The sequence below is a fragment of the Bradyrhizobium sp. 1 genome (assembly GCF_023073315.1).
Lineage (GTDB): Bacteria > Pseudomonadota > Alphaproteobacteria > Rhizobiales > Xanthobacteraceae > Bradyrhizobium.
The window spans coordinates 130,056-146,851 of record NZ_JADPJH010000039.1; the positions used below are offsets into that span (position 1 = coordinate 130,056).

The window sequence follows — 16,796 nt, forward strand, 5'->3', positions numbered from 1 at the left end:
GAGGCGCACCATCTCCTGGATGAAGACCTGCTTCTGCTTGTCATCGAGACTCGAAAAAAGCGGCTCGGCGGCGTCGGCGACATTGCGCTGGTCGGCGGCGCGGTCGATCAGGAACTGCGATTCGTTGCGCATCTGCTCGATGATATCGTCAGGCGGATCCCGCTTGGCACGGGTAACCCGCAGGTTGAGCCGCTCTGCACCATTGTGTCCCAGGTAGTGCATGGCGCTCGAGAAGCCGAACCAGTGCTTCTCCTGATCGGGCGTGAGGTTCAACTCCGTCTTGATCCGCTCGATATAGGAATCGCTGTTGGCAACGATCTGCTCGGCGGTCTGTTGCGGCGCGCCGGTCTGGGTGAGGACGGGGACGTCCTTGCTCTCCTGCGGCGCGTTCTTGGCTTCCTTGGTCGCCTTGGCGCCCTTGCCCGCTTTGGCGTTTTCCTTGGCGCTTTTGGCGTCCTTGTCCTTGCCGGCGCCCGGCTGCTTGGAATCCTTGCCGGCATCCTTGCTCGCATCCTTGTTGGCATCTTTGGCGGCCGGCGCCGCCTGGTTGCCGCTGTTGTTGTTGACGCCGAGCACGCCGGTGAAGACACCGACCACGCCGCCGATCGCGCCGCCCAGCACGCCGCCGACGGGGCCAGCCGCCTTGTTGCCGGCTGCGGCGCCATCCTGCACGCCTTTGACGAGGCCCTGAGCATGCGCGACCGCGGCTGCGCCGAGCAGCAGCCCCACCACGGACCCCAGCGCGAGCCATCGCCGCAGGTGAAGCCGCGCTGGCGGCAGCGGGTTGATCATTCTGGTCTCCATCATCGATCTGATTGGCCTGTTGGGGTGGGAGCCACCCGTCGGTTGCAACTCTATCGTTTCCGCCGCTTCGAGGTCCAGACGCAGTCGATCGCTGTCCACGCCCGAAAAGTCTTTCGCGCGAAGCGGTTATGCAGGCTTATTCGAAACTGCGGCGTAATTGCGCACGGATTGTTCCTCGGCTCTCGCGATGTGTGCATCGCAAAAGAGACGAACGCGGTTCACGTCCGGCGCAGGACGCGCGAGGCGCTGCCGCGGTTTCAGGCACAACGTTAGTTCTAGACGGTCGCCATTCGGATTTCTCGACAGAGGCGATCAATCATGATCTGATCGCGCTACCAATTTGCTGCGCCTCGCGCGATTTGCCGCCGGGGCGACGGCGCCAAGAAGAAACTCCGAACGAGAAAATCAAAAACAAAAACTCCGAAATGCCAGAGGAAACACCAGAACAATAAAACACCCAAGCGAGGAAACGAGATGTCACGCAAGACACTGACGCGACGTCAATTTGTGGCTGCCACTGCAATGTCGTCCACGGCGCTGATCGCAGCGCCCTATGTCCGAGGCGCCTACGCCGCCGGCAAACTCTCGATCGGCTTCTGGGACCACTGGGTGCCCGGCGCCAACGATGCCTCCACCGCCCTCGTCAAGGAATGGGGCGAGAAGGAGAAGGTCGAGGTTTCCATCGACTACATCACCAGCAACAACAAGAAGATCGAGCTCACCGCGGCGGCCGAAGCCCAGGCCAAGTCGGGTCACGACATTCTTCAGATGCCGAGCTGGTGGCCGCACGCCTATTCGGAGAATCTCGAACCGCTCAATGATGTCATGGAGCCGCTCATCAAGCAGAACGGCGAGGTGAACGACACCGTCAAATATCTCGGACAGTCGGGCGGCAAATGGCTCGCAGTGCCCGCGACGCCGGGGAGCCAGATCAAGGGCCCTTGCTCGCGTATTGACCTGATCAAGAAGCACGCCGGTATCGACGTGCAGGAGATGTATCCGGCCGGCAGCCCGCCGAAAGATGACAACTGGACGTTGGAGACGTTCCTGAAGGCGGCGGAAGCTTGTCAGAAGGCCGGCTTCCCCTTCGGCATCGGTCTCGGCGAGACCACCGACAGCGTCGACACCGCGGGTGCAATCTTCCAGTCGTTTGGCGCCGAACTCGTCAATGCCAAGGGCGACGTCACCGTCAAGACCGACGCGGTGCGGCAGGCACTCGAGTTCTACAAGAAGCTGATCGCCGTGTTGCCGACCGATGCGCCCTCCTGGGATGACGCCTCCAACAACAAATGGCTGATCTCGGGCCGCGGCGCGATGATCATGAACCCACCGAGCGCCTGGGCGGTCGCCAAGCGCGATGCGCCGCAGGTCGCCGAGCAATGCTGGACGCATGGCTTCCCGGCCGGGCCGAAGGGACGCTTCGCGCCGTTCCTGCCCTATTTCTGGGGCGTCTGGAGCTTCGGCAAGAACAAGGAGGCGGCCAAGAGCCTGCTCGTCCATCTGTCCTCGCCCGCGGCGATTGAAAAGTTTGTCGCGGTAAGCGGCGGATATGATCTTCCGGCCTACGCGAACATGACGAAGTTCAAGACCTGGGCCGAGGAAGGGCCGCCGAAGGGCACGCTCTTCCACTATCCGGATCCCTACCATCGTCAGACCCTGTCGATCGCCGCGTCGCCGGCGCCGCCGAAGATCGCCCAGCAGATCTACTTCCAGGCGACGCTGACCAAGATGGCGCTGCGCTTTGCGCAAGGAGAGAAGCTGGAGACGGCGCTCGCCTGGGCCGAAGGCGAGTGCGAAGGCTTCATGCGGACCTGAGCCGGGTATGTGCCATGGCGGTTCACGCTTCACGCGTGAGCCGCCGAGGCACCCTTCGCCCGATCCGCTCGACGAATGAAGCCGACAGCTGCGCCGGCTTCGCCGTTCCACATGTTCTGAAGAGGCTAAATTCATGGCCGATGTCGTCGTTGAGCAAGGCCGTCTCGCTCGTACCGCGAGCCCGCGCAAACGGGCGAGCCTGCGCAATGCAATGGGACGGAAATCAACCGTAGCGTTCTTCCTGACGCTGCCGCTGATCCTCCTGATCGCCCTGCTCGTGCTCTATCCCGCCTTCTATTCGGTCTACCTGGCGACGCTGAACAAGGCGATGACGAAGTTCGTCGGCCTCAGCAATTTCACCTTCCTGTTCAAGCGCGAAACGTTCTGGATGGTGGTGAGGCAGTCCTGCATTTTTGCGATTACCGCCGTGGTCTTCAAGGCGCTGATCGGTTTCATCGTCGCGCATTTCGTCCACAACATTCCCGGCAAAAAGCAGCGGAAATGGCGCGGCATGCTGCTGGTGCCCTGGGTGATCCCGCCGGCGATGAGCACGCTGGCGTGGCTGTGGCTGTTCGATCCCTCCTATAGCGCCTTCAATTATACGCTCTCGTTCTTCGGCGTCGGTCCGATCCCCTGGCTCGGTGACACCTTCTGGGCGCGTTTCTCCGTCATCCTCGTCAACGTCTGGTACGGCGCGCCATTCTTCCTGATCATGTACCTGGCCGCGCTGAAATCGGTGCCCGACCAGCTCTATGAAGCCGCAGCGATCGACGGCGCCAATTGGTGGCAGAAGATCTGGCACATCACCTTGCCGATGATGCGCAACATCATCGCCATCACCACGCTGTTCTCGCTGATCGTCACTTTCGCCAATTTCGACATCGTGCGCATCCTCACCTCCGGCGGTCCGCTGGACCGGACGCATCTGTTCGCCACCTGGGCGTTCCAGGTCGGCATCCAGAGCAGCGACATTCCGCTCGGCGCCTGCGTCTCGCTGTTCATGGTGCCGATCCTCGCCGTCGCAGCGGTCTTCATCCTGCGCGATGTCAACAAACGTGGGAACGAAGCCTGATGAGCACGCTCTCAATCGACAAGGCCGGACCGACACGCAAAGTCAAGCTTCGAAGCATGAGCCGGGACCGCACCTGGGCGCTGCGCTGGTCCTACTTCTTCCTGGTGCTGTTTGCGATTTTCTTCCTGATCCCGCCGGTCTACATGCTGATCACCTCGCTGAAGAGCAGCGCCGAGATTTCGGCGGCGACCAATCCGTGGTGGGTATTTCACCCGACGCTGTCGAACTATGTCGAGCTCCTGACATCGAACCAGTTCCTGCGCTTCTTCTGGAATTCCTCGATTATCTCGATCGTGGTCGTGATCGTGACGATGTTGATCAGCATCCCCGCGGCATTCGCGCTTGCGCGGATGAAGTTCTGGGGATCGGCGACGCTCGCGACCGGCGTGTTCCTCACTTATCTCATTCCGGACAGCCTGCTGTTCATTCCGCTGTTCAAGGTGCTCGCGACCGTCCAGGAGTTCACCGGCATCCCCCTGCTCAACCGCTGGTACGTGCTGGTGTTCATCTATCCGACGCTGACCGTGCCGTTCTGCACCTGGATCATGATCGGCTATTTCGCGTCGATCCCGAAGGAGCTGGACGAGGCTGCTCTCATCGACGGCGCCTCCTGGCTCCAGACGCTGACGCGGATTTTCATTCCCGTCGCCCTGCCCGGCCTAATCGCAGCGACCATCTTCGCCTTCACGGTATCCTGGGCGCAGTTCCTCTATCCCCTGGTGTTCACCACATCCATCGACCAGCTGGTGCTGCCGGTCGGCATCACCACGACGCTGATCAAGGGCGACGTCTTCAACTGGGGGCAGATCATGACCGGTGCGCTGCTCGGTGCCGCCCCGCCGCTGATCATCTATGCCTTCCTGATGGACTATTACATTGCCGGCCTGACCGCCGGCGCGACAAAGGGTTGAGACCTCATGGCTGACGTTGCATTGCGGAAGGTGGTCAAGCGTTACGACGATGTCGAAGCCGTCCGCGGCATCGATCTCGATATCTCCGACCATGAGTTCATCGTTCTGGTCGGCCCCTCCGGTTGCGGCAAGTCGACCACGTTGCGCATGATCGCAGGGCTCGAGGATATCACCGACGGCGACATCATGATCGGCGGCGACGTCGTCAACGACGTGCCGCCGAAGGATCGCGACATCGCGATGGTGTTCCAGAATTACGCGCTCTACCCGCACATGACGGTCGCGGAAAACATGTCGTTCGGGCTGCGCCTGAAGCACTATCCCAAGGCCGAGATCAAGGCGCGGGTGACGGAAGCCGCCCGGCTCCTGGACATCACCGATTTGATCGACCGCAAGCCAAAACAACTCTCCGGCGGCCAGCGCCAGCGCGTCGCGATGGGGCGCGCCATCGTTCGCAATCCAAAGGTTTTCCTGTTCGACGAGCCGCTATCCAATCTCGACGCAAAACTGCGGGTGCAGATGCGGATCGAGATCAAGAAGGTGCACCAGAAGGTACGCACCACCACGGTCTACGTCACCCACGATCAGGTCGAGGCGATGACATTGGCCGACCGCGTCGTCGTGATGAACAAGGGCCGCATCGAGCAGATCGGTACGCCGAACGAGCTCTATCACAAGCCGGCGACGCGCTTCGTCGCCGGCTTCATCGGCTCGCCCGCGATGAATTTCATCCCATGCCGGCTTGAGGATTTCGGCGGCGCGCTTCAGATCCGCCTCACCGATCGCATCGCCTTCGCGCTGCCGCCGGCGCGCGCCGCCCGCTACAACGCGCTGCCGCGCAGCGAGAAGCTGCTGCTCGGCATCCGGCCCGAGCATCTCACCGAGTCGCACGCGCATCTTGGGCCGGGCGTCGAGAGCTTCGACACCGTGCTCGACGTCACCGAGCCGATGGGGATGGAGACCCTGGTCTATTTCGGGCTCGAGGGCACGCCTGTCTGCGGCCGCGTCGATCCCAACGCAGGCGCTGCGGACGGGGCTCCCATGCGTTTGGCGATGGACCTCAACAACATGCACCTGCTAAACGAGGCAACCGGCGCCGTGTTGTGATGCCGGTCCAAGAAACTCGCGCAGGCAGGGGACGATGGCGACCAACAAGAAGAAGATTTTCGTTACACAAACTTTGTCGCAAGGGGCACGCGCCCTTCTCACCCAGCGGGATGATATCGAGCTCGTCGAATTTCCCAACCTGATCTCGGCCAAGGATTTTGAGGCCCTGCTGAAGAGCCATGCGCCGGTCCATGGCGTGGCGCTCGGCGCCACCGCCTTCGGCGAGACCGAGCTCGAAGCGTCCGGGGACATGAAGGTGGTGACCCGCATCGGTGTCGGTTACGACGCCGTCGACGTGCCTGCCCTCTCCCGTCGCAAGGTGCCGCTGATGGTCGCAGGCAGCGCCAACTCGCCCTCGGTGGCCGAGCAGGCGCTGTTCATGATGCTGACGCTGGCCAAGCGCGCAAATGAGATGCACGCCTGCGTCAAGGACGGCCAATGGGCCAACCGGCTCGGCATGCTGCCGTTCGATCTCTACGGCAAGACCGTGCTGATCATCGGCTTCGGCCGCATCGGCACCCGCACCGCCAAGCGCTGCCAGGCGATGGAGATGAAGGTGCAGGTCTACGATCCCTACAAACCCGCCGCCGACATCAAGGCCGCCGGATGCGAGCCCGTCGCCGATCTCGACGCCGCACTGCCCAACGCCGATTTCGTCACCATCCACTGCCCGAAGACGCCGGAGACGATCGGCCTGTTCGACGCTGACAGGATCGGCCGGATGAAGCCGAAATCCTATCTGATCAACACCGCGCGCGGCGGCATCGTGAAGGAAGCGGCGCTGTACGACGCGCTGACGTCCGGCAAGCTCGCTGGTGCCGGCATCGACGTGTTCGAGGTGGAGCCGCCGCCGGTCAGCAACGCGCTGTTCGCGCTGCCCAACGTCATCATGGCCCCGCATGTCGCGGGCGTCACCGTCGAGGCGGTGATCCGCATGAGCGAGCAGACCGCGCGCAACATCCTGAGTGTGCTGGATGGCGATCCGATCCGGCAGAACATCATCAATCAGGACGTTTTCAGATAGACAATAAACTCTTGAATAATAACTGATTTACCCCATTTTTTGAAGACGACGACTTCCCCGGGGGAGGGTTGCTTGGCGCACTGATCGACGTGATCCTGCATCAGGTTGGGGACACCTATTCAGACCGGTCAACTGATCGCTGGCGAATGTCATGCTCGACTTGCATGGCGATTTCCTTGACGAGTTCCAGGAGCTCTAACGTCTGCTCTCTGGAAAGGGAGCTGGCCCCTGATCGATGGAAGTCTCGGTGCAGGCGTTGTGCGATATCATCCAAAATTGCCATGAGGGTCGGCCTCCAATCCGAAACGCCATCCACTGCCGCGGATCGCTGAAACCCGATGCGTCGAGATGTGGCATGGCAATCGCTCACCGCGAACGAATTTGCAACGGTTGCAATTTGACGGCCCCGGGCGGGCTTGACGCCCGCCGGATCGAGATTTTGATCCGAAAGAATAATGAGCGCACGACTGTGTGCACTATGCCTTCTCAGAGATTCGTCAGACTAGCGAAGGTTGCAAGCTAACCATATGTGTCCGTCTCCGACATTTAGGGAGACGACGGCTATGTCAGCGAGCAACGAGTGGACGGAAGGGCACCTGACGCTGAGGGGCTCGGAGCAAGGAACTGAGAAGGAGGACTTCCGGACGGTCAACCGTGAGCCCCCAAGTGATCGGATTAAGACGGTCCGCTGGCACGACTACTTGTCCTCGATATACTCGACGCCCGACCGCTACCACAGCGAAACCTGGACATCAGACTACGACGCCGAGATTGGTCATCTGTTGTCCAAGTTTGGAGGCCCGCCAAGCCACCTCTAGGCAGCACCCTATGGGGACTACGGTGTTGCGAGCATCTCCCGACCTTTAGAAATGAAGTAGCTTCGGAGACTGGCGTCCTTGATCAAGGTCTGTGCCCTATGCTCCACCTCATCAATCGAACGGTACTGAGGTTTTTCAAGGAGTTGTTCGAGGTAGTCATCAACCTCGTCCTGCCGATCCAGAACGAATGGTCCAATATTGCTCACTGGCATCTCTAGCTCCCTTCGCGTGCTTAGGAAAGGCATACATGGGAGGTGCTCTAAAAAAGCCAAGGGCGCCCACCAGGGGCGCCACTTGAATGCTTTAGCCTACTTTGAGCTGGAAGCAGAAACTCCAACGTTCCTGGCTCTTTTCGACGTTCAGCATCAGCGTCAGGGGTTGCAATAAATACAACATGAACACGTACTCCAAATAGTCAGCGAGGCGTTCGCCACCGCCAAGGTCGCCAATCGTCCCTGGTCATGCAGTTGGATGCACTGCCTGCTTCCGCTGAGCCATTTGTGTCCTTACAATCTCTGATGTTTGCGGCCCAAAAAGGGCAACCCTTGCCAAGGTCCCATCGAGGCTCACCATGACCAACCGCAATACCGCTTTCGACAAGGCAATGTTCGATATCTATCGGCGCGCCAAGGACGAGGCGAACTACAGCGCCAACATCTTTCTGCAAATGCTCACCGATACGGACGGCATGACGACCGCCAAGACGTTGATCAATGCCCCGAAGGAGTCGGACGGCTACACGGCCCTCTACCTGCGCGGTAGGCTGGATCTGACAGTGGAGGCGGTCGTGACCGAAAGCGAGAAATGGAGTTTGTTGTTCACGGAGGAAGAGGTTGCCAAGGCGAAGAAGAGGCTCCTCAAGTTCCAGTACAAGCCCACGAACTGGGTCGCGTGATGTTGCGGTTCGGTTTCATCGCGATCGTCTTGCTATTCGCCACCGCGGCTAATGCCGCCTCGTGCAACCGCGGCTATATCGAAGCAGCCATTGATCAGCGCGTCCCCGGTTGGGCTATCAAGTTCCGTACGCCCGAGCGCGTCAACAACATCTGCACGCTCTGCGGCTCCTTCGAGGGCGCGGAATTTCGAGCCTGCGTAATGGAGGAAGCGGAAGCGATGGCAAAGCGAGCACGCGACGCATCTCAAAGGTTCTTTGGCTCCAACTGAGGCTCTCATGCCATCTCTGGACGAGGTCTACCAAAAGTTCGGCACCGTCGCAGAAGCGGTGGCGCTTTTAGAGACTCAACTCGGCAATATGCTCCTATTGAGCCGTGCGACCGATAGAGGTCTGATAAGCAGTCCTGATCCGGAGGCTGCTCGCGAGATTCTCGACAAGATCGATCGATCCACCCTCGGCCAGTTGTTGAAGGGGGTGGACCCATTGCCACCCGATCTGGAGAAACTGCTTTCCATCGCGCTTGGTGTGCGCAACCGGCTCTTCCACACCTTTTACCGTCAGCACAATTTTCGGCGGAACTCCGACGAAGGCAGGACGATCATGTGGAACGATCTCGATTCAATCCACGACGCACTTCACCGAGCCTACAACGCCTTGGCGCAATTCAACGGGATAGATATGGACGCTCTGGCAAAATCTGGGGAGCCGCCGTTGCCAACAGATCATGTCTCGATCTGAGCGATACCTACCTCGTTGGTCTATATCCGAGAGAGGCCCAAGGATCCTGTCGATCAGTCAATGAACTCTTGATTGATCTTTCCGGAAAACCGCTGCGTACTTTGCGCTAACGCGACCCTTTGGCTCCGGATCATGCTTGGCACCCGCCTTCGGAACGCCAGAATGCGTCCCATTTTGGTGCAGATCGAGCCCCAACTCAGCCTTAATCAAACCCGCGTAATAAGTCTGGCCGCGGCGGCAGTGGGACAGACTTGCCGGCCGCGTCGAGCTGGAGGATGGACCCTTGTCAGAGATCGACCCGACCGACCATGCGCTGGCGACCATCGCCAGCATTTTGGAGCACCCCGAGCCCGCTCTCGTCGTTCGTGACAGCGAGGCTGAGACCGAGACGGCGGTCACTGATGAGCATGTCACCGAGGAGCATCTGGTCGCCGACGAGCATTCGGTGGTCGACGAGCACGAGCATCCCGTGGTCGATGAGCAGCCACTGGTGCCTGAGCATACCGATGCCGACGGTTACAGCAAGCTCGGCCCCGGCCCCATGGTGGCGATCCGCCTCAAATGGACGGTCCATCACGGCGACGACGGCCAGTACTATGTCCACGAGACCATCGGCGAGCAATCCGCGCCCGTGGTCAGCGGCCCCATGACGAGCGAGGCCGCCGTCCATTTCGCCGATACGCACGCGGACGAGGCACATCGTCGCTTCGAGCTGCTGCGCAGCGAGATTTCCGGCCGCAGCTCGCTCGCCGATTACGAGCGCAAGGGCGAAGCGTAATTACTTGCGCCCGAGAAAGTCCTTCTTCACGAGCTCGACGCCTGCGTGCCGCAACAAATCGTAGGCCGTCGTGACGTGAAAGAAGAACTGCGGGACGCTGTTGGTGAGCAGCAGCGTCCGCCCGGTAAAGGGCAGCTCGGTCCCATTCTTGAGCCTGAAGAAGACCTTCAGCTCCGCTGACGCATCGATCTCGGCGCGCGGCAGGCTTTCAATGAACTCGATCGACGTCGCAATCCGCGCTTGGAGCCCGGCCATGTCGTGCTCCAGCGCCGGCAGTGCCACCGGCTCGCACTGCGCCAGCAGGGCCGGCGCGACGGTGGCGTGGCGGCAGGCCTCGCCGATCTGCTGCGCCAGATCATACATGTTCGGCGCCATGCGCATGCCCAGCAGGACGTTCGGGTCGAACTTGCGGGTCTCGGCATAGGCGACGCCCTTGTCGAGCAGGACCGACATGTTGCGCAGGTAAGGCACGAAGAGGCCCACCGAGGCCTCGTACATCGAGATCGTCACGTTACAATTCCCTTCAATTCCGCCTCGCCAGCGGCGGGCATCTGGTCTAAATCCAGGTCTCAAGTGCTGCACAATGACAGCTCGGGCTTGGGTGGAGAAGAGATGATCGTTCGAATGACCGTTCGAATCTTGGCGGCTTTGGCCGTGGTGTTGCTGGCAAGCCTTTCAGCCCACGCGCAGCAGGCGGCGTCCTCGCGCCTCGACGACATCATGAAGCGCGGCAGCTTGCGCGTCGGCATGACCGGCGACTACAAGCCCTTCACCTATCTGGACAAGGCTACGCAACAGTTCTCTGGCTTCGACGTCGACATGGCCGAAGCGCTCGGCAAGGCGCTCGGCGTCAAGGTCGAATACGTGCCGACGGCCTGGCCAAAGCTGATGAAGGACTTTGAGGCCGACCAATTCGACATCGCCATGGGCGGCGTCTCGGTCACGCTCGACCGGCAGAAGAAGGGCTACTTCACGATGCCGATCATGCGCGAGGGCAAGACGCCGATCGCGCGCTGCGCCGACGTCGGCAAATACCAGAGCATCGCCGACATCGACAAGAAGGGCACCCGTGTCATCGTCAATCCCGGCGGCACCAACGAACGTTTTGCGCGCGCCAACGTCAAGGATGCCGAGATCACCGTGTTCTCCGACAACACCGTGATCTTCGACGAGATCGCCAAGGGCAACGCCGATCTGATGATGACGGACGCCTCCGAGACCCGCTACCAGCAGAAGCAGCATCAAGGGGTGCTCTGCGCAGTGCATCCCGAAAAGCCGTTCGACTTCTCCGAGAAGGCCTACTGGCTCCAGCGCGACATGGCGCTCAAGGCCTTCGTCGACCAATGGCTGCACATCTCGATGGAGGACGGCAGCTACAGGAAGATCTACGCCGCCTGGTTCGACTGAGATGCGGAAGAAATTGGTGCTCGCGGCCGCGCTCGCAATTGCCGGCAGCGCGTTCGGACAGCCCATTTTCACGCCCGCGAGCGGGCCGGGTTGCAAGGACCAATCCAAGGCTGAATTTAGCCTGTGGACCTGCCCTGGACCGGCCGGCTACGTCGTGCGCTTCACCGACGAAGGCAACATCGTCTCGCTCACGATCGCGCCAAGGCGCTCGATCGAGAAGGTGCAGGGACCGACGGCGCAATGGCGCGGCGCCGGCAAGGCCTTCGGCGACAAGGTGCAATGGATCGTGCGCTCCGATGTCCCGAAGGCCGCCGTGATCCGAACCTGGCGCCGGCCGGATGACAATGAGCGCGAAATCCAGGAACTCTCGGTTTTCGCGATCAATGGCGAGAAGGCCTGCCTCTTTGGTGCGGTCGAGATCCACGCCGACAAGGCCAACGAGGCCGCCCTCGCCCGTGCCGAGCAGGCCGCGGACTCGGGCTGTCCGGAGAAGTAGCCGGGTGGAGCTCCCCTCGCGGCGGCTGGTCGCACCGGACCGCCCGGTCCAACTCTGGACCGAGTTCACAGTTATTGAACCCGAACCGGAGGGACGACGACTCATACGGACAACAGTGATCTAGATCACTTTCTGCGATCGAACCGGGGCGTATGCGTCGGTGCGGGGACCACCTGTTCAGGAGATGCGAAATGAGGAAGCTGTTGGCCACGGCCGCATTCCTTTTGGCGAGCACCGCTGCGCAAGCGCAGTACAGCTTCGACTATGGCGGACGCACCATCCGGATCGATCCCGACCGCGGCACGGTGTCGATCCCCGGCGTCTACGACAACACCGGCCAGGGCAAAGCCAAGAAGGCCAAGAGCGACGCCAAGAACGATAGCAAGGGCACTCCGAAAGCGGACCCGCAGGCACCTCAACAGGCCAAGGCTGACCCGCAGCCGCCAGCCAATCCCGCGCCGGCACCTGTCGCCGTGCCTGCAGCAGCCGAGCCGGCCCCTGTCCAGGCTCCCGCGGCCGTAGCGCCTCCCGCCGCGCCAACACTTCCGGCCGCCACTGCAAACAATGCACCGGCTGAAGACGCGCTTGTGCCGCCGCCTCAACCGGCCCCAAGTGCCGCCCCGACAGTAGCCGCGGTACCGCCCGCACCGCCTCCGCCGCCGGCCCCGGCCGTGGCCGCCGCGCCCCCGGCGCCGCCGCTTCCACCAGCCCCGGCTCCGGCGCCTGCCCCCGTCCAGGCAGCCGCAGTTGCCCCGCCGGCTCCGGCAGCGGCCACCGCGCGCGATCCCAATTCCCCGCTCGGCGTCTGGCTCACCGAGGAAAAGGAAGGCAAGGTTCGCATCGAACAGTGCGGCAACAATCTCTGCGGCTATTCGGTCGACAGCAAATCGAACCAGAACGGCGAGCAGGTCCTGATCAACATGAAGCCCGGCAAGGATCAGAACAAGGACCAGAAATGGTCCGGCCGCATCCTCGATCCCAACACCGGCTCGACCTATGACTCCACAGTCACGCTGAAGGGCACCGACCGGCTGCGCGTGCAGGGCTGTGCCTTCGGCGGCATGTTCTGCGGCGGCCAGACCTGGACGCGGGTGAACTGAGTTCAGGCTTCGACATTCCGACCGAGACAAGGGGCCCGTGATCCGGGCCCCTTTGCTTTTGGTCGCTGCGTCATTGCACGGTGCGCCACCTCACACAGACCCGTGTGCGCGTGACAGTCCTCACATCGCGGGGTCCACGCCCATGTCACGATCCCCGCATGGTCAACCCAAGGGGCGTGTCATGAACAGCTTTCGCAAAGGTCTCTTCGCCACCATCGTCGCCATCGCGTTGCCGGCAGCACAGGCGAACGCCAGCACCTTCGACGGCGCGTGGAATGTTCGCATCTCGTCGTCGAGCGAGACCTGCGGCAACGGCTCGACCGTCTCGATCGGCATCAACAACGGTCAGATCGCGTCGAGCAATGCGATGGTGACAGCGTCCGGCCGCGTGGCCGATGCCGGCAGCATCAACGTCACTCTGAGCACCGGCATCAAGCGCGCGGTCGGCTTCGGCCGGCTCAGCGGCACTTCCGGCTCCGGCACTTGGCGCGGCACCATGTGCACGGGAACGTGGACCGCTGAGCGGATGTGAGGTTTCGTGTCCCGGACGCGGTGCAGTGTGTAACGCTGCGCCGCTGAGCGGGGACCCAGCAGTTTTCGTGTTCCCAACTCTCTGGATCCCAGACCGGCAACGCATCGCCTTACGGCGATGCGTCTTGTCCGGGACACGAGAGGGTTAGCCCAACGCCGCGCCGTATTCCGCGTCCGTCACCGGCTCGAGCCAGGTCGAGAACACGCCGTCGAGCGCTTCCTGCATGGCGATGTGGCACATGCCGTTGGTCGGCGACCCGCCGTGCCAGTGCAGCTCGCCCGGCGGAATCCAGACGGTGTCGCCGGGACGGATTTCCTGGACCGGCCCGCCCTTGGTCTGGACGCGGCCAACCCCCGAAATCACGTAGAGCGTCTGCCCGAGCGGATGGTGATGCCAGTTGGTGCGCGCGCCGGGCTCGAACGAGACGCGCGAGCAGTTCAGCCGTGCCGGCGCGGGCGCCATGATGACGGGGTCCTGCAAGACGGTGCCGGTGAAGTGTTCCTTGGGCGCGCGGCGGGTCGGCCGCGTGCCTGCGACGGTAATTTCCATGGGTATCCTCGCTTGTTGTCTTGTTACTTCTTGCTGGCGGCGTAGCGCGCCTTGGTTTCGGCATTCATGGGATAAAGGCCCGGCAGCGCGGCGCCGTTGTTCACCTCGTTGACGATCCAGGCTTCCATCCGTTCCTGCTCGACGCCCTCGTTGAGGACGTGGTCGAGCATCGCCTGCGGGATCAGCACGCAGCCGTCCTGGTCGGCGACGACGATGTCGTTCGGGAATACGGCGACGCCGCCGCAGCCGATCGGCTCGCCCCAACCAACGAAGGTGAGGCCCGCCACGGAAGGCGGCGCGGCATAGCCGTCGCACCACACCGGCAGGTTGGTGCCGAGCGTGCCCTCGACGTCACGCACCACGCCGTCGGTGACGAGCGCAGTGACGCCGCGCTTCATCATGCGAGCGCAGAGGATGTCGCCGAAAATGCCGGCATCGGTGATGCCCATGGCATCGACCACGGCGATGCAGCCTTCCGGCATGGCCTCGATCGCGGTGCGGGTCGAGATCGGCGACGACCAGGATTCCGGCGTCGCCAGATCCTCGCGCGCCGGCACGAAGCGCAGGGTGAAGGCCGGTCCCACCAGCCGCGGCATGCCCGGACGCAGCGGACGCGCGCCGCGCATCCAGATGTTGCGCAGGCCCTTCTTCAGCAGGACCGTGGTGATGGTGGCGGTGGTGATGCCGGCGAGGGTCTTGCGGGCTTCGGGGGACAGCGACATGGACGAGAACGAGCTCCGAGGTGCGGGAAAGAACGTGCGCATCTTGCGAGCCGCAGCCTTTGCGTCAAGGGCCAATAGGCCGCCAATAACGCAGGTCCGCCGGGCTGTTATGCGACGCGATAACAAGGCTTTATCGTTTGCCCCAGCATTAATTTATTGGACTTGCGGGCGCATTTACGCGAAGCAGGGACAAAGCGGCACTCAAGGTCGAGCCCGCATTCCTCAAGGCCCGTTTCGACAGCTCATGGCCGCGACGCTTCCCCCGCCCCGCCTTCTGCCCAGTGGCGACAGCGCCGTCACGGTCGAGTTCAGCCGCACCATCGACGACGCCGCCAACGAGCGCGTGCTCGCGCTCGACAAGGCGCTCGCGGCAAGTCCCATCGACGGCATCACCGAAACTGTCCCGACCTATCGCTCGCTGCTGGTGCACTACGATCCCGGCAAGATTGGCTTTGACGCGCTCGGCGAAAAGCTGCTTCCGACCGCAATCCAGCCGCTGCCCCCCGCCACGAAAGCACGGCGCTGGCGGATTCCCGTTGCCTATGGCGGCGAGCACGGCATCGATCTGGAGGACGTCGCCAAGGCGTTGAACACCACGCCCGACGACATCGTCGCCCGTCACGCCGGGGGCGACTATCGGGTCGCCATGATCGGCTTCACCCCGGGCTGGTCCTATCTCAGCGGCCTCGACAAGTCCCTGCACATGTCGCGGCGGCAAAGCCCGCGCCTCTTCACGCCCGCAGGCACGATCTCGATCGGCGGCATCCAGGCCGGCATCCAGTGCCTGGCCGCCCCGAGCGGCTGGCACCTGCTCGGCCGCACACCGGTCAGAACCTATCAGCTCCACCGGAATCCGACCTTCCTCACCGAACCCGGTGATCGCGTGACGTTTTTCGCCATCGACCACAAGACCTTCGAGGAACTCGACCGCGCCGCCGAGGCCGGCGAGATCGTGGCCGAACAGGTGACCGCATGAGCCGGCTCGTCATTGCCAACATCGGTCCTGCAAGCTCCGTCCAGGACGGCGGCCGGTTCGGCGCGCAGCGTTACGGGCTGACGGTCAGCGGAGCGATGGACCGCCTGTCGCTGGCGGCTGCGAACACGCTGGTCGGCAACGAGCCATTCGCAGCCGTGGTCGAGATCGGCCCGTTCGGCGCCACGTTCACGGCCAAGGACGGCGCCGTGCGCGTCGCCATCGCCGGCGCGCCACGTAATGCCGATATCGCCGGCAAACCCGTGGCGCTGGACACATCGGTGACGCTGAAGGACGGCGAGACGCTGACGCTGGGCTTTGCCCGCGGCGGTGCGTTCACTTATCTCGCGATCGAAGGCGGGATCAAAGGCGAGCTGGTGTTTGGCAGCCTCGCGGTGAATGCCCGCGCGGGCCTCGGCAGCCCCTACCCGCGCCCGCTCCAGGCCGGCGACGAATTCACCGTCGATGCCGCCAGCGGCGCGCCGGAGTTGCGGATCGAATTGCCGAAGCCTTCGGCGGGCCCGATCCGCGTGCTGCTTGGGCCGCAGGACGACGAGTTCGACGACGCCAACAAGGCGCTGTTCCTCGACAGCGAGTGGAAGATCTCGGCGACCTCCGACCGCATGGGCTACCGGCTCGAGGGCCCCGCGATCAAACATCTGCACGGCCACAACATCGTCTCCGACGGCACCGTCAACGGCAGCATCCAGGTGCCCGGCAACGGCTCGCCGATTGCGCTGATGATGGACCGCGGCACCTCCGGCGGTTATCCCAAGATCGCAACCGTGATCACGGCCGATGTTGGACGTCTCGCGCAGACCACGGCGGGAACGGCCTTCCGTTTCAAGGCCGTCACTATGGCCGAGGCGCAGGACGAGGCGCGCAAGTTTGCGCAAATGATCCAGGGCCTGTCCGATCGCCTGCGCTCCTCCGACACCGTCGAGCTCAACATCGAGGCGCTCAGCGATGCTAACGTCGCGGGTTATGCGGTCAGCGCCGTGGACGCCGGGACCTGGCAGGTCGTGGCGGAGCCGTAAACGACGAGAAGACCAGAG

The 16,796-nt window shown here is 62.7% G+C and carries 20 protein-coding genes; 15 read left to right on the forward strand and 5 right to left on the reverse strand.

All coding sequences use genetic code 11. The features are described from left to right. Nucleotides 1–792, reverse strand: a 792-nt coding sequence (locus IVB29_RS37690) for a Spy/CpxP family protein refolding chaperone (protein WP_247508492.1), incomplete at its 3' end; no start/stop codon positions are given. Nucleotides 793–1,278: 486 nt separating this feature from the next. Here IVB29_RS37690 and IVB29_RS37695 point away from each other — a divergent pair. From IVB29_RS37695 to IVB29_RS37715, 5 genes are all read left to right on the forward strand, one after another. Further along, nucleotides 1,279–2,619, forward strand: coding sequence for an extracellular solute-binding protein (locus IVB29_RS37695; protein ID WP_247508493.1), 1,341 nt, complete (start codon nucleotides 1,279–1,281; stop codon nucleotides 2,617–2,619). 133 nt (nucleotides 2,620–2,752) lie between these two features. Further along, nucleotides 2,753–3,691: a sugar ABC transporter permease gene (locus IVB29_RS37700; protein ID WP_247508494.1), complete on the forward strand. Its 939-nt coding sequence runs from the start codon at nucleotides 2,753–2,755 to the stop codon at nucleotides 3,689–3,691. After that, complete coding sequence (locus IVB29_RS37705; protein WP_247508495.1) at nucleotides 3,691–4,602, forward strand: carbohydrate ABC transporter permease; 912 nt, start codon at nucleotides 3,691–3,693, stop codon at nucleotides 4,600–4,602. Before IVB29_RS37700 ends, IVB29_RS37705 begins: the two co-directional genes overlap by 1 nt. Before the next feature lie 6 nt (nucleotides 4,603–4,608). Next, the gene (gene ugpC, locus IVB29_RS37710) at nucleotides 4,609–5,709 is read left to right on the forward strand and encodes a sn-glycerol-3-phosphate ABC transporter ATP-binding protein UgpC (RefSeq protein WP_247508496.1); all 1,101 of its coding nucleotides are present in this window, start codon (nucleotides 4,609–4,611) and stop codon (nucleotides 5,707–5,709) included. A gap of 34 nt (nucleotides 5,710–5,743) precedes the next feature. Then, nucleotides 5,744–6,733, forward strand: coding sequence for a hydroxyacid dehydrogenase (locus tag IVB29_RS37715; protein ID WP_247508497.1), 990 nt, complete (start codon nucleotides 5,744–5,746; stop codon nucleotides 6,731–6,733). A gap of 835 nt (nucleotides 6,734–7,568) precedes the next feature. Here the strand turns inward: IVB29_RS37715 and IVB29_RS37720 are convergent. Next, nucleotides 7,569–7,763, reverse strand: a complete 195-nt coding sequence (locus IVB29_RS37720) for a hypothetical protein (protein WP_247508498.1) — start codon at nucleotides 7,761–7,763, stop codon at nucleotides 7,569–7,571. A 359-nt stretch (nucleotides 7,764–8,122) separates the two neighbouring features. Here IVB29_RS37720 and IVB29_RS37725 point away from each other — a divergent pair, with 359 nt between their 5' ends. The 4 genes from IVB29_RS37725 (at nucleotide 8,123) to IVB29_RS37740 (ending at nucleotide 9,962) form a co-directional block, all read left to right on the forward strand. Then, complete coding sequence (locus tag IVB29_RS37725) at nucleotides 8,123–8,446, forward strand: hypothetical protein (RefSeq protein ID WP_247508499.1); 324 nt, start codon at nucleotides 8,123–8,125, stop codon at nucleotides 8,444–8,446. Further along, nucleotides 8,446–8,715, forward strand: coding sequence for a hypothetical protein (locus IVB29_RS37730; RefSeq protein WP_247508500.1), 270 nt, complete (start codon nucleotides 8,446–8,448; stop codon nucleotides 8,713–8,715). The genes IVB29_RS37725 and IVB29_RS37730 overlap by 1 nt, the downstream gene beginning before the upstream one ends. Nucleotides 8,716–8,722: 7 nt before the next feature. After that, nucleotides 8,723–9,184, forward strand: coding sequence for a hypothetical protein (locus IVB29_RS37735; protein WP_247508501.1), 462 nt, complete (start codon nucleotides 8,723–8,725; stop codon nucleotides 9,182–9,184). Between the two features lie 283 nt (nucleotides 9,185–9,467). Beyond that, nucleotides 9,468–9,962 carry a hypothetical protein gene (locus tag IVB29_RS37740; RefSeq protein ID WP_247508502.1) on the forward strand — a complete coding sequence of 165 codons (495 nt, stop codon included), beginning with the start codon at nucleotides 9,468–9,470 and terminating at the stop codon, nucleotides 9,960–9,962. Here the strand turns inward: IVB29_RS37740 and IVB29_RS37745 are convergent, their stop codons facing one another. Further along, on the reverse strand, nucleotides 9,963–10,460 hold the full coding sequence (locus IVB29_RS37745) for a DUF1993 domain-containing protein (protein ID WP_247508614.1): 498 nt from the start codon (nucleotides 10,458–10,460) through the stop codon (nucleotides 9,963–9,965). It lies immediately after the preceding gene. Nucleotides 10,461–10,586: 126 nt separating this feature from the next. On the opposite strand from IVB29_RS37745, the gene IVB29_RS37750 reads away from it, so the two are divergent. From IVB29_RS37750 to IVB29_RS37765, 4 genes are all read left to right on the forward strand, one after another. Continuing rightward, nucleotides 10,587–11,369: a transporter substrate-binding domain-containing protein gene (locus IVB29_RS37750; RefSeq protein WP_247508503.1), complete on the forward strand. Its 783-nt coding sequence runs from the start codon at nucleotides 10,587–10,589 to the stop codon at nucleotides 11,367–11,369. A gap of 1 nt (nucleotide 11,370) precedes the next feature. Beyond that, nucleotides 11,371–11,865: a hypothetical protein gene (locus tag IVB29_RS37755; RefSeq protein WP_247508504.1), complete on the forward strand. Its 495-nt coding sequence runs from the start codon at nucleotides 11,371–11,373 to the stop codon at nucleotides 11,863–11,865. A 191-nt stretch (nucleotides 11,866–12,056) separates the two neighbouring features. After that, nucleotides 12,057–12,965 (forward strand): DUF2147 domain-containing protein, encoded by a 909-nt coding sequence (locus IVB29_RS37760; protein ID WP_247508505.1) that lies wholly within the window; start codon nucleotides 12,057–12,059, stop codon nucleotides 12,963–12,965. 181 nt (nucleotides 12,966–13,146) lie between these two features. Next, nucleotides 13,147–13,497: a hypothetical protein gene (locus IVB29_RS37765; protein WP_247508506.1), complete on the forward strand. Its 351-nt coding sequence runs from the start codon at nucleotides 13,147–13,149 to the stop codon at nucleotides 13,495–13,497. Between the two features lie 144 nt (nucleotides 13,498–13,641). On the opposite strand, the gene IVB29_RS37770 is transcribed toward IVB29_RS37765, so the two are convergent. Beyond that, a complete protein-coding gene (locus IVB29_RS37770; protein ID WP_247508507.1) occupies nucleotides 13,642–14,046 on the reverse strand; it encodes a cupin domain-containing protein in 405 nt (134 codons plus the stop codon). 23 nt (nucleotides 14,047–14,069) lie between these two features. Then, nucleotides 14,070–14,768, reverse strand: coding sequence for a ribonuclease activity regulator RraA (locus IVB29_RS37775; RefSeq protein WP_247508508.1), 699 nt, complete (start codon nucleotides 14,766–14,768; stop codon nucleotides 14,070–14,072). Between the two features lie 244 nt (nucleotides 14,769–15,012). On the opposite strand from IVB29_RS37775, the gene pxpB reads away from it, so the two are divergent. Together pxpB and IVB29_RS37785 are read left to right on the forward strand one after the other, a co-directional pair. After that, nucleotides 15,013–15,744, forward strand: coding sequence for a 5-oxoprolinase subunit PxpB (gene pxpB, locus IVB29_RS37780; protein ID WP_247508509.1), 732 nt, complete (start codon nucleotides 15,013–15,015; stop codon nucleotides 15,742–15,744). After that, complete coding sequence (locus tag IVB29_RS37785) at nucleotides 15,741–16,778, forward strand: biotin-dependent carboxyltransferase family protein (RefSeq protein WP_247508510.1); 1,038 nt, start codon at nucleotides 15,741–15,743, stop codon at nucleotides 16,776–16,778. Before pxpB ends, IVB29_RS37785 begins: the two co-directional genes overlap by 4 nt. Nucleotides 16,779–16,796: the final 18 nt, after the last annotated feature.

Coding starts and splice junctions, on each gene's coding strand:
- IVB29_RS37695 (WP_247508493.1), top strand. CDS start 1,279: ATGTCACGCAAGACACTGACGCGACGTCAATTTGTGGCTGCCACTGCA.
- IVB29_RS37700 (WP_247508494.1), top strand. CDS start 2,753: ATGGCCGATGTCGTCGTTGAGCAAGGCCGTCTCGCTCGTACCGCGAGC.
- IVB29_RS37705 (WP_247508495.1), top strand. CDS start 3,691: ATGAGCACGCTCTCAATCGACAAGGCCGGACCGACACGCAAAGTCAAG.
- ugpC (WP_247508496.1), top strand. CDS start 4,609: ATGGCTGACGTTGCATTGCGGAAGGTGGTCAAGCGTTACGACGATGTC.
- IVB29_RS37715 (WP_247508497.1), top strand. CDS start 5,744: ATGGCGACCAACAAGAAGAAGATTTTCGTTACACAAACTTTGTCGCAA.
- IVB29_RS37720 (WP_247508498.1), bottom strand. CDS start 7,763: ATGCCAGTGAGCAATATTGGACCATTCGTTCTGGATCGGCAGGACGAG.
- IVB29_RS37725 (WP_247508499.1), top strand. CDS start 8,123: ATGACCAACCGCAATACCGCTTTCGACAAGGCAATGTTCGATATCTAT.
- IVB29_RS37730 (WP_247508500.1), top strand. CDS start 8,446: ATGTTGCGGTTCGGTTTCATCGCGATCGTCTTGCTATTCGCCACCGCG.
- IVB29_RS37735 (WP_247508501.1), top strand. CDS start 8,723: ATGCCATCTCTGGACGAGGTCTACCAAAAGTTCGGCACCGTCGCAGAA.
- IVB29_RS37745 (WP_247508614.1), bottom strand. CDS start 10,460: ATGTACGAGGCCTCGGTGGGCCTCTTCGTGCCTTACCTGCGCAACATG.
- IVB29_RS37750 (WP_247508503.1), top strand. CDS start 10,587: ATGACCGTTCGAATCTTGGCGGCTTTGGCCGTGGTGTTGCTGGCAAGC.
- IVB29_RS37755 (WP_247508504.1), top strand. CDS start 11,371: ATGCGGAAGAAATTGGTGCTCGCGGCCGCGCTCGCAATTGCCGGCAGC.
- IVB29_RS37760 (WP_247508505.1), top strand. CDS start 12,057: ATGAGGAAGCTGTTGGCCACGGCCGCATTCCTTTTGGCGAGCACCGCT.
- IVB29_RS37765 (WP_247508506.1), top strand. CDS start 13,147: ATGAACAGCTTTCGCAAAGGTCTCTTCGCCACCATCGTCGCCATCGCG.
- IVB29_RS37770 (WP_247508507.1), bottom strand. CDS start 14,046: ATGGAAATTACCGTCGCAGGCACGCGGCCGACCCGCCGCGCGCCCAAG.
- IVB29_RS37775 (WP_247508508.1), bottom strand. CDS start 14,768: ATGTCGCTGTCCCCCGAAGCCCGCAAGACCCTCGCCGGCATCACCACC.
- pxpB (WP_247508509.1), top strand. CDS start 15,013: ATGGCCGCGACGCTTCCCCCGCCCCGCCTTCTGCCCAGTGGCGACAGC.
- IVB29_RS37785 (WP_247508510.1), top strand. CDS start 15,741: ATGAGCCGGCTCGTCATTGCCAACATCGGTCCTGCAAGCTCCGTCCAG.